This window comes from Allobosea massiliensis (assembly GCF_042655245.1).
In the GTDB taxonomy this organism is placed as follows: Bacteria; Pseudomonadota; Alphaproteobacteria; order Rhizobiales; family Beijerinckiaceae; genus Allobosea; species Allobosea massiliensis.
This window is the reverse complement of record NZ_JBHSLU010000149.1, coordinates 15,929-27,162: the sequence shown is the minus strand read 5'-3', so window position 1 is coordinate 27,162 and position 11,234 is coordinate 15,929. Positions and strand designations below refer to the sequence as shown.

Genomic DNA, 11,234 nt, shown 5'->3' with positions numbered 1-11,234 from the left:
TACGATAAGCGCCGCTATCGGCGCCGCAGCCGCATCGAGATCATGTTCGGCCGCCTCAAAGACTGGCGCCGCGTCGCCACCCGCTACGATCGCTGCCCTAAGGCCTTCTTCTCCGCCATCGCCCTCGCTGCCACCGTCATCTTCTGGCTGTGATCAACGAGTCCTGACCCTAGCGCGGCCGCGCTGTCGGCGAACAGGCTGGCGGGATAGGTCGCGGCGACGTGGCGCTGGGCTTCGACGAAAATCGACCAGCCGGAGCCGAGGCGGCGGAAGGCGTTGTTGAGCCGGCCGGCGACGGCGACCAGCTCGGCCGGCACGGCGCTGTCGAGGTCCGGCCCGCGAAAGCGCGCGGTCCTCTGGAAGCAGCCGTCCTTGTTGAGAACGATGCCTTCACCGGCCAGTGCCACCCAGGGCAGGAAATCGGCGAGCTGGGTGTTGGGGTTACGATATTCGGCAAGGTTCATCATGATGCTGGCTCCCTCAGACGCCGAGGTGGCCGGGGATGCGCAGATGGCGTCGCACCACATCGACGAACATCGGATCGCGCTTGGCCGCCCAGACGCCGGCGAAATGGCCGACGGCCCAAAGGCCGAGGCCGACCAGCCAGAGCCGCAGGCCGAGGCCGAGCGCGGCGGCCAGCGTGCCGTTGAGAATGGCGATGGCGCGCGGAGCGCCGCCGAGCAGGTGTGCTCGGTCAGCGCCCGGTGGACAGGCACGGAAAAGCCGGGCACCTCGGCCGCAGGGTCGAGCGCGCTCGCCATCAGACCAGCGCCCCGCCGCCGAACGAGAAGAACGACAAAAAGAAGCTCGACGCGGCGAAGGCGATCGACAGGCCGAAGACGATCTGGATCAGGCGACGGAAGCCGCCCGACGTGTCGCCGAAGGCGAGCGTCAGGCCGGTGACGATGATAATGATCACCGCGACGATCTTGGCGACCGGGCCTTCGATAGACTCCAGAATCTATTGCAGCGGCGCTTCCCACGGCATGGACGAACCGGCTGCATGGGTGGCGGGCGAGAGCATGAGCGACAGGAAGGTGACGGAGGCGGCCGTCGCGATATGGCGACGCGTGCGCAGGGCATGGCGGATCATGGGGGATCTCCCGATTGTTCGGAGGTTGCTGAGGGAATGACCGCCGACGCCGCGCCCGACGGTGTGGTCTGGTAGTCCCCGGAGGGGCCAAACCCTTCGACGCGGGCGAGTTCGGCCAGGCGCCGCTGCGAGCCGCGGCCGGCGAGCACGGCGACGACATCGATCGTCTCGGCGATCAGCGCGCGCGGCACGGTGACGACGGCTTCCTGGATGAGCTGTTCGAGGCGGCGCAGCGCACCGATCGCGGTGCCGGCGTGAATGGTGCCGACGCCTCCGGGATGGCCGGTGCCCCAGGCCTTCAGGAGGTCGAGCGCTTTCGGCGCCACGTACTTCGCCGATCGGGATGCGGTCGGGGCGAAGGCGCAGCAAGACCTGACGAGATCGGACAGCGAGGCGACGCCGTCCTTGGTGCGCAGGGCCACAAGGTTCGGCGCGGCACATTGCAGCTCGCGCGTGTCCTCGATCAGCACGACGCGGTCGGAGGTCTTGGCGACTTCGGCCAGGAGCGCGTTGGTCAGCGTTGTCTTGCCGGTCGAGGTGCCGCCGGCGACGAGGATGTTGCGGCGCTCGGCGACGGCGACGCGCAGCGCCTCTGCCTGGCTGGCGGTCATGATCCCGGCGACGACGTAGTCGCCGAGCGTGAATACCGCGACGGCGGGCTTGCGGATGGCGAAGGCCGGCGCTGCCACGACGCGCGGCAACAGACCTTCGAAGCGCTCGCCGGTCTCGGGCAACTCGGCCGAGACGCGTGGGCTACCGGAATGGACCTCGGCGCCGACATGGTGCGCGACGAGGCGGATGATCCGCTCACCATCGGCCGACGACAGCCACTCGCCCGTATCGCCGAGACCTTCGGAAAGACGGTCGATCCAGAGCCGTCCGTCGGGGTTGAGCATCACCTCGACGATCGAGGCGTCTTCCAGATATCGGGCGATGGCGGGACCAAGGGCGGTGCGCAACATGCGCACGCCTCTCGTGCTCGCTTCCGGTTGCTGGTGAGATGCCGCCACGTCGTCCCCGTTCTTCTGCGGGCGCGCACGACGCACGACCCTGGATCGGGGATGAGTGAAATGACCGCATTCGGGGCGGCCGCAACAGTGGTGATAGCGTAGTAGTGCTGCGGCGTGGAAAGACAGGGAAGCGGCGAACTTGCCGAATACTTGAGATCTCCAGACCGAGAACTATTGCTTGGAAGTCTGATCCTCGTGCGAGTCGTCGGACGGCATTGCGCCGGCGATGTCGTCGGGAATTTCCCGAAGGAAGCTCTGGCCTTTCTGGAGACGCCGTCCGAGCGTTTCGATGAATCCCTCGTAGCGCTCGCGGCCCTTCGCCTGCGCGGAGGCCTGGGCGTCGCCCGGCAAAGGCGGCGTGATAGTCAGCCAGATGCGGACGAACAGCGCCAGCGTCTCGGCGGTGATGCCGAGATCCCGTTCCAGCCGCTGAACCTGCCGCGATAGTCGGTCGAGCCGGCGGACAAAGGCCGCCTCGCGTTTGTCCGCCCCGTCGGGCGAGAGAAACGACGCTACAGCGGCCTCGACGATCGCCGAGCGCGACAGCTTCTTGCGGTCGGCGAGATCGCCGATGTGCTTCAGAAGCTCGGGCGGAAAATAGACGTTCATCCGGTCGCGCAGATCGGCCTCAAAGGTCCATGCCGTCATTGGGATGGAGCGACACCTGCCGGGCGACGCCGCGCATCTGCTGGCGCAGGATGCGGGACTGGCGCGCGGCGTCCTCGGGCTCGTCGTCGAGCGTGATGGCGAACTCGTCAGCCACGCTTGGGTCCGTCGTCTCCTTGGCGATGGCGACGTGATCGGGCAGTTCGGGCTCGCGGCGTAGGCCGCTATTGGCCGCATCCGCCTCGGCAATCTTCGCCAGCAAGGCCGCGTCGGGCGTCTGCGGTTTCAGCGCGGACCAACCATCGGTCCGCTTCGACCGTCCCGACTTGGCCGGATCGGGCGGCAAAAGCACTCGCTCCTTGAACCGGGCATCCTCGTAATAGCGCGCTTTCTTGGCGCGGATGGGCGGCGTGCCGGCCACCATGACGATCTCATCGGCGGGCGGGAGCTGCATCACTTCGCCGGGCGTGAGCAGCGGTCGCGCGGTCTCGGAACGCGATACCATGAGATGACCGAGCCAGGGCGACAGCCGGTGGCCGGCATAGTTCTTCATCGCCTTCATCTCGGTAGCGGTGCCGAGCGCATCGGAAACGCGCTTGGCCGTCCGCTCGTCGTTGGTGGCGAAGCTCACGCGCACATGGCAGTTGTCCAGGATCGAGTTGTTGGCGCCGTAGGCCTTCTCGATCTGGTTCAGGCTCTGGGCGATCAGAAAAGCCTTTAGGCCGTAGCCTGCCATGAAAGCCAAGGCCGACTCGAAGAAGCCGAGTCGGCCGAGCGCTGGAAACTCGTCGAGCATCATCAGCACGCGATGGCGACGGTCCTTGGCGTGCAGGTCTTCCGTCAGACGCCGGCCAATCTGGTTGAGCACCAGGCGAATGAGCGGCTTGGTCCGCGAGATGTCCGACGGCGGAACGACAAGGTACAGGGTCGCCGGCTTCGGATCGGCGATCAGGTCCGCGATGCGCCAGTCACACCGGCGCGTCACCTCGGCCACCATGGGATCGCGATAGAGCCCGAGGAACGAAATGGCTGTGGACAACACACCCGATCGTTCGTTGTCGGACTTGTTGAGCAGCTCGCGCGCCGTGGACGCCCCGACAGGGTGCGGCCCGGCTTCACCGAGATGCCGCGTCGTCATCATCGCCTGCAGCGTCGTCTCGATCGGTCGCCTGGGATCGGACAGGAAGGCGGCGACGCCGGCGAGCGTCTTGTCCTCCTCGGCATAGAGGACGTGCAGGATCGCGCCGACCAGAAGCGAATGGGAGGTTTTCTCCCAGTGGTTACGCTTGTCGAGCGAGCCTTCCGGATCGACCAAAACTTCGGCGACGTTCTGCACGTCGCGCACTTCCCATTGGCCGCGGCGGACTTCCAGCAGCGGATTGTAAGCGGCCGACCTGGCGTTGGTAGGATCGAATAGCAGCACGCGTCCGTGCTTCGCTCGAAAGCCGGCGGTGAGCTGCCAGTTCTCGCCCTTGATGTCGTGAACGATCGCCGAGCCGGGCCAGGTCAAGAGCGACGGCACGACCAGACCGACGCCCTTGCCGGAGCGGGTCGGCGCGAAGCACAGCACATGCTCCGGCCCGTCGTGGCGGAGATAGGCATGATCGAGCTTGCCGAGCACGACGCCGTCCGGCCCAAGCAGCCCGGCCGCCTTCACCTCTTTGCCGTCGGCCCAGCGGGCGGAGCCATAGGTCTCGACGTTCTTCGCCTCGCGCGCCCGCCAGACTGACATGCCGATGGCGACGGGGATTGAGATGAAGCCGCCCGACGCCGCGATATAGGCGCCCTCGACGAAGATCGGCGGCGCATAGGCGTCGTAGAAATACCCCCACCAGAAAAAGGCCGGCGGGTAATAGACCGGCCAGCCCATCAGCTCGAACCATGGATGGCCGAGCTGCGGCTGGAAGCCGAGGCGGTAGGCGGTCCACTGCGTCGCCGTCCAGGCGTGAACAGCACGATCAGGAAGACTACTGTGATCTGGCCCCACAAAATCTTAGTGGCGGACATGGCGACCCTTGCGGCAAATCCCGCAAAGGTCGGATCACGGCTATAAATAACAATTCAGATCTTGCCGGCGTATAGTAATCGGCGCTTCTATCGTAGGAATGGTATACTCTGTTTAGCAGTATCGGCGCCGAATATTCTATACGAGCTAATTTCCGTGCCTGGACGGCCCTTCCCCAGTGATCCTACTTCACCGCCAAAGCATCCCAACGTTCAATCACGGGCGGTGTCGACAAGAGTTCGTCCGCATGCTGCATCAGAGCGGCAGCAATTGGGCCATTCAGGTGAGCGCCGCGATCTTCATCGGTCGCAAAAGCGTCAAAAATCGCGTAGCTTTGAGGCCCGAATTTCACGGCGTACCACACCGGCGTGCCGGTCTCCTCCTGCGCCAACGGCAATGCACCTTGAAGAAACGCTTCAAGATCCGCCTCTTTGCCGGGCTTCGCTTCCAGCCGAACATACAGCCCAAACTTAATCATACCTATCTCCTTATCAGACTTGGAATCTGCCCCGGCACGGATCGACAGCAACGATGATTTCCAAGAGTGGTTGTTGCAGACACCCGAGTGGCTCGACTCGCGCCTTTGTCGATACGCGCCTCAACCGAGAGCGGCCTTCGTTCCCAAAGGCAGTCACAACCCTAATGGAGGTCAGTTCATCAGTCGCTTGGCATAAATGACAAATGTAGTACCATTCTCGCCATGAACATCGCGATCCTTGCCCTTGATGGGACTTTCGACACCGGACTGGCCGCGTTCCAAGACACGCTGACCACAGCCGCCGAACTGGCGCCGACCTCAGAAAGCAAGTCGTTCAAGGCGACCGTTCTGAGCGTCCGGCACGGCGCGATGACTGCGCATGGCTTGGCCATACCTGCTGTGCCGGCAGTCGCCTCTTTTGCGCCTGATCTTGTGCTCGTGCCTGCGGTCGGCGCAAAGACCGAGGAGGCGCTGAGCACCACACTCCGCCATCCGGATTGCGCGAGCGCTGGCGTTCTGTTGCGCGCGTGGCATAAACGGGGCTCGACTATCGCAGCGGCATGTACAGGAACGTTCCTGCTAGCGGAGGCCGGCCTGTTGGATGGTCGGGCCGCGACGACGAGTTGGTGGCTGAGTCCGTTCTTTCGCTCCCGTTATCCGCGCGTGGATTTGGATCATCATCGCACCATCGTGCGGGCCGACAACATCGTTACGGCGGGGGCTGTGTTGGCCCATTTCGATCTGGCATTGTGGTTTATTCGACAGCGCAGCCCTGAACTTGCGGCGACGACAGCACGCTACTTGATGCTCGACTCGCGTTCACCCCAGGCGACATACGCGATCCCGGATCACCTTCGACACACGGACGAGCTTGTCCAAGCTTTTGAGGTATGGGTGCGGACGAACCTTGATCGAGTTTTCTCGCTCCCAGACGCGGCGCAGTTCACTGGAGCAAGTACGCGAACGCTGTCGAGAAGAGTTCACGCCGTGCTGGGACGATCACCACTGGCGTACCACCAGGATCTGCGGGTCGAACACGCGACATATCTTCTGAGGACGACTCGATTGAGCGTCGATGAAATCGCTTCTCGGACCGGGTACGCTAATGGAACGACCCTTCGTGTGCTGCTTCGACGCAAAACCGGGCGTACCGCATCTGAGCTGCGCCGGCTTAGCGAGTTCGCCGACTAATCAGATCGCGCCTGAACCCTCCCGCGACATGACTGCATGTGGACGATGGCCCTTATAGTCCCAGGTCGCGTTTGCGGCCGAGGCTCCACTCGATGCCGCCGCCGGCTCGCGCGACGCCGGCGATGTGCTGGCCGAGCTTGCGATCGATCTCCCGCGACCACGGCACGAGCTGGAAGCCGAGCCCGTTGTCGATCATCGCGAACCGTCCGGACGACAGGGTGAGGCTTTGGCGATAAGTGCCGGCGACGTGTTCGCCCGCCGCCGCCTTCAGGTGAGGCAGGCCGGTTCCGGCGGCGAGCTTGGAGCCGACGGCGTCCAACTCGCGGCGGCGGAGCGTGCCCCATCCGCGATTTTCCGCAAGCTCGCGGTAGCGTTCGTACTGGTCGGCGGGGTGAAGGTCGTCATCTCCGTCTTCGTCGTTGTCTTCCTGGAGATCCATCCCTTTCAGGACGGCAATGGGCGCCTGTCTCGCGTGCTGACGACGCTCCTGCTATTGCGCGCCGGCTATGCACGACGGGAGACGCCGGGCTCATCTACGTCTTTTGCGGCGCCTGCGCACTCGCTCGCGTGGTGTCTTTGGCTCGCCCGCGACAATCCGCGCTGAACGACGCTCGCGCAATTGCGTCGCCACGACTTCAATCTCTGCGCCAGCAGCTGTTACGGCGTCATCGGAGAGGCAGTGCCCAGCAAGCCAGCCATCGAGAAATTGCCTAATGGAGGGGGCGCAGCCGCGCTTGATGAAGGCAAGCACCAACGCCCAGTCTTTGGACCGGAACCGAACCATTCGCTCGATCAGGATGCTCGTCGCGCGCTTGCAGGCTAGGTCGAACTCACCATGTTCAAGCCAGAGCTGGTTGAGGAACTCGACGCAGACATTGATATGCGATCACAACTCGGCGTTGCGCGTGCCCATGAAATTGGCAAGCGCTGCAAAATTTCCGAAATCTCGCGCTTGATCCTCGCGGATTGCCGTAAGCATCACGTCCGCATTCTTCCCAGGTCGAGGGCAAATGAGAACACCACTTGCAGCCAGGCCCCTTTGGTCGAGCAAGCGGCCTCGCCATACTGTCGGAAATACATGTCTTCCGAAACAAGCACATGCTTCGCGTCCGCGAGATTGGCGGCGTCGAGAGCATGGGGTCCAAAGGATTGATAGATCAACGCGGCAAGCTCGGAAGGTTCGCCAGGGATGCTGACAGGACGAACCTCGCAAGCCGGCTCGATGCGGGAGATCTGCTCTTCGATGTAGCTTCGCCGCGCCGCAGTTTCTTCTGCAGTATGCTCCTGCCGGATGAACTCGCCATTGTGCCAAGCGACGGTCATGGACGGCTCGGCACGCACCTCCTGCTCGTCTCGCACGGTTCGCAATTCGTCGATGACGGATTGGGGCACCATGATCGTTCCGAAGACGGATCTGAGGACGTCGAGGGCGTCCATCGTTGCGGCCGTCCAGGCGGTGTAGGTATCGACACAGCGCCCCCATCTCGATGTTGCTTTAGAACCTGACGCGCAGCGATGCGCTCAGCCTCGGTCCCATTGCAAGTCCGAATGTCAAAATCGAGCGAGCGAAGGTACTCGACGAACCCGATTGTGCCACGGCTCCGCTTTGAGACGACGAAGTGGATCGGGCAGTTGTGGACGAGATACAGATCGGCAACCTTGCGGTTGCTTTCAGAAACACGCCGCACCTGCTCCAACGCCGGCTGAATGTCGCCATCGCTCGACTTCCTGCTTCCCCTGTTTGTCTCTGGCGATCGGCCCGAGCGCTTCGAGAAAGTTGCCGGAGCAGGCGCGGACGCGGTGATCATCGACCTTGAGGGCGCTGTCGCCGCAAAAGCGAAGGACAAGGCGCGAGCCGCGCTACGAGCCGATCTCGTCGCTCTGCCCGTGCCGGCGCGCGTAAGGGTCTCGGCACGCCCCGGCACGAGGCCGACATGGCTGCGGCGATTGGCTTTGGATCGACCGGAGCACGACTATCAGCGTCGATTGGCGATTTCGGTTACAACTCCAATCAAGATCGATAGAAATTCCCGCGCATCCGCGCTGAGGCGGCTGCCTCGGCTCGCGACGGCAAGGTGGAAGGGAAGCGAAGGCACGAATGGCTTGACCACCATGTCGGTAAGCATCGTGTCGGAGGCCGTGAAGCCGTCCAGCAGCGTGATGCCGACACGATAGCGCACCAAGTCCCTCAACAAGGCCGACTGACTCGCCTCGACGGCGATCTCCGGCGGTGGATCCACGCCCTCGATGACCCGCCAGAACGTGTCAGCGAAATCGAGCGAGTTATGATAGGCGATCAGGCGTTCGTTGCGAAGGTCCTGAGCCTTAACGACGTCTGCGTTGCAGAGGCGATGGCCGGGCGGCAAGACGCATTTCAGCGGTGAGCTGGCGATGATCTTAAAGCCGGACGGTACATTCTCGCTCGACGAGTGAATAAGGCCGATGTCGACGCGACCGGCATCCAACTCGGCGATTATGCGTTCGGTGCGCCAAACTGATCCACCCCCGTTGAATTGGTCCACCCTGAAGTATGTCTTTTGGCAGACAGGAGGACCGATATGCCGAAGAAGCGCCACAAGCCTGAAGAGATCGTCGCGAAGCTGCGCCAGGTCGATGTGCTGGTCTCGCAGGGGCAGCCCGTTGCCGATGCGATCCGCTCGATCGGGGTGACGGAGGTCAGCTACTACCGCTGGCGCCGTGAGTTTGGCGGGCTGAAGACGGATCTGGTGAAGCGGATGAAGGAGCTCGAGGCCGAGAACGCCCGGCTCCGCCGCGCCGTCGCGGACCTGACACTCGACAAGCTGATCCTGAAGGAGGCGGCTTCGGGAAACTACTGAGCCCCGCGCGTCGCCGCGCCTGCATCGAGCATATCCGGCTCGCCCTGAAGGTGTCGGAGCGGCGGGTCTGCCGTGTGCTCGGGCAGCATCGCTCGACACAACGTCGGATTCCGCACGGACGCGACGATGAGGAAAAGCTCATCGCCGATATCGTCGAGCTGGTCCGCCAATACGGCCGCTACGGTTATCGCAAGATCGCCGCGCTGCTGCGCTCGACGGCAGGCTGGGTCGTCAATGGCAAGCGGGTTGAGCGCATCTGGCGACGTGAGGGGCTGAAAGTTCCAGCCCGACAATCCAAGCGCGGCCGTCTTTGGCTTGCGGACGGACCCTGCATCCGCCTGCGTGCCGAGCGGCCCAATCACGTGTGGTCCTACGACTTTGTCGAGGACCGCACTCATGATGGGAGAAAATACCGGATGCTGAACATCATCGACGAGTTCACGCATGAATGCCTGGCGATCCGCATCGATCGAAGGTTGAAGGCGATCGATGTCATCGACGGGCTCTCGGACCTGTTTATCCTGCGCGGTGTGCCGGAGCATATTCGTTCAGACAACGGTCCCGAGTTCGTCGCCAAGGCCGTGCAGGATTGGATCAGCGCGGTCGGTGCCAAGACCGCCTACATCGCGCCCGGCAGTCCTTGGGAGAACGGCTTCATCGAGTCGTTCAATGCCCGGTTGCGCGACGAACTCCTCGACGGCGAGATCTTCTACACCCTCGCGGAGGCGAAGATCATCGTCGAAAGCTGGCGGCGGCACTTCAACACCGTGCGCCCGCATGGCTCACTCGGATACAAGCCTCCCGCCCCGGAGGTCTTCGTCTCCGCCATGGCCGCACGGGCGGCTGCGCAACCCGGATCAGCTACGCCGCCCGCGCTGGCGTCGAGGCCAACCGTCCACTAACAATAACATTGGACCTCTCGGCGGGGGCGGATCAGTCCCCCATTGCACCGAACGGTCGGGCTTTCCCTGTGTTCCACCCGTGGCCAGGATCTCGCCGATGAACAATGCATGCTCGTCAAACCGCACGGATCATTTTCCAACGGTCAACGAAAACGGCCCCGGAATTACCGGGGCCATCCATCATACGCGGGCGGTTCGATCAGATAACCGCTGGCGGCACGCGCCCAGCCGCCGTGGCGTCGCGGACATACGGATCGGCGTTCTCATCGAAACGCGACCAGCCTCCAGCGCGGTAGTCGGCCTCACGGGTCGAGCGGTCGATCGGCGTGGCGCCATCGAGGATCGCCTGGACGGTGGCCTCGTGCTCCGGCTTGGTCCGGACGGAAACCACGGAGCCGCCGCGGCGAACCGTCTCGGCGTAATAGTTGGCCTCGTCCTCGTCGTGACCTTCCTTGACGAAGGAGCCGACCAGCCCGCCGGCGGCTGCGCCCGCAACTGCGCCCGCCGCGGTGGACGCGAGCCAGCCGGCGGCAACAACAGGACCAACGCCGGGGATCGCGAGAAGTCCGAGACCGGTCAGCAGGCCAGCGGCGCCGCCAACGCCCGCGCCGATGCCGGCGCCTTCTGCGGCATTGGTCTCGCCGGTCTCGCCGTCTCGTCCGACGATGCTGATGTCGCTGCTCGAAACGCCGGCTGCCTCCAGTTGCTCGACAACCGAGCGGGCCGTGGCGTTGCTATCGTAGGATCGGGTCAAGGTGCGGGTCATGTCGTTCTCCAAAGTTCGGGGTGCGAGCGGCACGGATCAGTTGCGGGTGATGTTGCCGCGATAGTCGACGGAAACATTGACCTGCGCGCCGGAATGAGTGGCGGTGCCCTTCCAGACGCCGTTGTCGTCCTTCTTGAGGGCGCCAACGTTGGAATAACCGTTGGACTCAAGGCGGGTTTTGGCCTGGCTCTCGGTGAAGCTGTTGGCACCCGGCAGGGGGGCGTTCTTGTCGGCGTCGGCCTTTGGCGCCGGGATGGGCGAAGTCGTTGACGTCTGGGCCATGGCGGCGAAGGACGTCGCGGAGGCGATCAACGTGGCGATGAGCAGCTTCTTCATGATGGTCTCC

Annotated in this window: 10 protein-coding genes and 7 pseudogenes; 5 read left to right on the top strand and 12 right to left on the bottom strand. The window is 63.8% G+C overall.

Translation table 11 applies throughout. The annotated features are described in order from the left end of the window. On the top strand, positions 1 to 153 hold a 153-nt coding region (locus ACFPN9_RS28690; protein WP_377817987.1), incomplete at its 5' end, for a transposase. A 17-nt stretch (positions 154 to 170) separates the two neighbouring features. Here ACFPN9_RS28690 and ACFPN9_RS28685 read toward each other — a convergent pair. The 7 genes and pseudogenes from ACFPN9_RS28685 to ACFPN9_RS28650 all read right to left on the bottom strand — a co-directional run. After that, positions 171 to 467: pseudogene (locus ACFPN9_RS28685) on the bottom strand (conjugal transfer protein TrbE); the annotation flags it as partial. A gap of 13 nt (positions 468 to 480) precedes the next feature. Further along, positions 481 to 761, bottom strand: a pseudogene (locus tag ACFPN9_RS28680) (VirB3 family type IV secretion system protein). Next, a pseudogene (locus ACFPN9_RS28675) lies at positions 761 to 1,093 on the bottom strand (TrbC/VirB2 family type IV secretion system protein). Before ACFPN9_RS28675 ends, ACFPN9_RS28680 begins: the two co-directional pseudogenes overlap by 1 nt. Beyond that, positions 1,090 to 2,055 (bottom strand): P-type conjugative transfer ATPase TrbB, encoded by a 966-nt coding sequence (gene trbB / locus ACFPN9_RS28665; protein ID WP_377817985.1) that lies wholly within the window; start codon positions 2,053 to 2,055, stop codon positions 1,090 to 1,092. Before trbB ends, ACFPN9_RS28675 begins: the two are co-directional and overlap by 4 nt. 219 nt (positions 2,056 to 2,274) lie before the next feature. Beyond that, positions 2,275 to 2,724: a CopG family transcriptional regulator gene (locus ACFPN9_RS28660; protein WP_067989088.1), complete on the bottom strand. Its 450-nt coding sequence runs from the start codon at positions 2,722 to 2,724 to the stop codon at positions 2,275 to 2,277. Positions 2,725 to 2,731: 7 nt separating this feature from the next. Continuing rightward, a pseudogene (locus ACFPN9_RS28655) lies at positions 2,732 to 4,716 on the bottom strand (conjugal transfer protein TraG). A gap of 182 nt (positions 4,717 to 4,898) precedes the next feature. After that, the gene (locus ACFPN9_RS28650; RefSeq protein WP_465247904.1) at positions 4,899 to 5,243 is read right to left on the bottom strand and encodes a putative quinol monooxygenase; all 345 of its coding nucleotides are present in this window, start codon (positions 5,241 to 5,243) and stop codon (positions 4,899 to 4,901) included. A 171-nt stretch (positions 5,244 to 5,414) separates the two neighbouring features. Here ACFPN9_RS28650 and ACFPN9_RS28645 point away from each other — a divergent pair, with 171 nt between their 5' ends. Further along, positions 5,415 to 6,383 carry a GlxA family transcriptional regulator gene (locus ACFPN9_RS28645; RefSeq protein WP_067989087.1) on the top strand — a complete coding sequence of 323 codons (969 nt, stop codon included), beginning with the start codon at positions 5,415 to 5,417 and terminating at the stop codon, positions 6,381 to 6,383. A 52-nt stretch (positions 6,384 to 6,435) separates the two neighbouring features. Here the strand turns inward: ACFPN9_RS28645 and ACFPN9_RS28640 are convergent. Continuing rightward, positions 6,436 to 6,720 (bottom strand): annotated as a pseudogene (locus ACFPN9_RS28640) (DUF3363 domain-containing protein); the annotation flags it as partial. Here ACFPN9_RS28640 and ACFPN9_RS28635 point away from each other — a divergent pair. Beyond that, entirely contained in the window at positions 6,631 to 6,987 is a 357-nt protein-coding gene (locus ACFPN9_RS28635) for a Fic family protein (RefSeq protein ID WP_377817986.1), read from the top strand. The pseudogene ACFPN9_RS28640 and the gene ACFPN9_RS28635 overlap by 90 nt on opposite strands. A gap of 374 nt (positions 6,988 to 7,361) precedes the next feature. Here ACFPN9_RS28635 and ACFPN9_RS28630 read toward each other — a convergent pair. Then, positions 7,362 to 7,841 (bottom strand): annotated as a pseudogene (locus ACFPN9_RS28630) (PIN domain-containing protein); the annotation flags it as partial. Between the two features lie 249 nt (positions 7,842 to 8,090). Between ACFPN9_RS28630 and ACFPN9_RS28625 the strand changes: the two are divergent. After that, a pseudogene (locus ACFPN9_RS28625) lies at positions 8,091 to 8,210 on the top strand (HpcH/HpaI aldolase/citrate lyase family protein); the annotation flags it as partial. 149 nt (positions 8,211 to 8,359) lie between these two features. Here the strand turns inward: ACFPN9_RS28625 and ACFPN9_RS28620 are convergent. Next, positions 8,360 to 8,905, bottom strand: coding sequence for a LysR substrate-binding domain-containing protein (locus ACFPN9_RS28620; protein ID WP_377817984.1), 546 nt, complete (start codon positions 8,903 to 8,905; stop codon positions 8,360 to 8,362). Between the two features lie 36 nt (positions 8,906 to 8,941). Here ACFPN9_RS28620 and ACFPN9_RS28615 point away from each other — a divergent pair. Then, positions 8,942 to 10,122 (top strand): IS3 family transposase gene (locus tag ACFPN9_RS28615; RefSeq protein ID WP_377817983.1). Its coding sequence is split into 2 segments (ribosomal slippage): positions 8,942 to 9,206 and positions 9,206 to 10,122, totalling 1,182 coding nucleotides; the frame shifts between segments, so codons are not numbered across the junction. 199 nt (positions 10,123 to 10,321) lie between these two features. Here ACFPN9_RS28615 and ACFPN9_RS28610 read toward each other — a convergent pair. Continuing rightward, positions 10,322 to 10,888: a hypothetical protein gene (locus ACFPN9_RS28610; RefSeq protein ID WP_067991318.1), complete on the bottom strand. Its 567-nt coding sequence runs from the start codon at positions 10,886 to 10,888 to the stop codon at positions 10,322 to 10,324. A gap of 36 nt (positions 10,889 to 10,924) precedes the next feature. Further along, a complete protein-coding gene (locus tag ACFPN9_RS28605) occupies positions 10,925 to 11,224 on the bottom strand; it encodes a PepSY domain-containing protein (protein ID WP_082733002.1) in 300 nt (99 codons plus the stop codon). Positions 11,225 to 11,234: the final 10 nt, after the last annotated feature.

Coding starts and splice junctions, on each gene's coding strand:
- ACFPN9_RS28605 (WP_082733002.1), bottom strand. CDS start 11,224: ATGAAGAAGCTGCTCATCGCCACGTTGATCGCCTCCGCGACGTCCTTC.
- ACFPN9_RS28610 (WP_067991318.1), bottom strand. CDS start 10,888: ATGACCCGCACCTTGACCCGATCCTACGATAGCAACGCCACGGCCCGC.
- trbB (WP_377817985.1), bottom strand. CDS start 2,055: ATGTTGCGCACCGCCCTTGGTCCCGCCATCGCCCGATATCTGGAAGAC.
- ACFPN9_RS28645 (WP_067989087.1), top strand. CDS start 5,415: ATGAACATCGCGATCCTTGCCCTTGATGGGACTTTCGACACCGGACTG.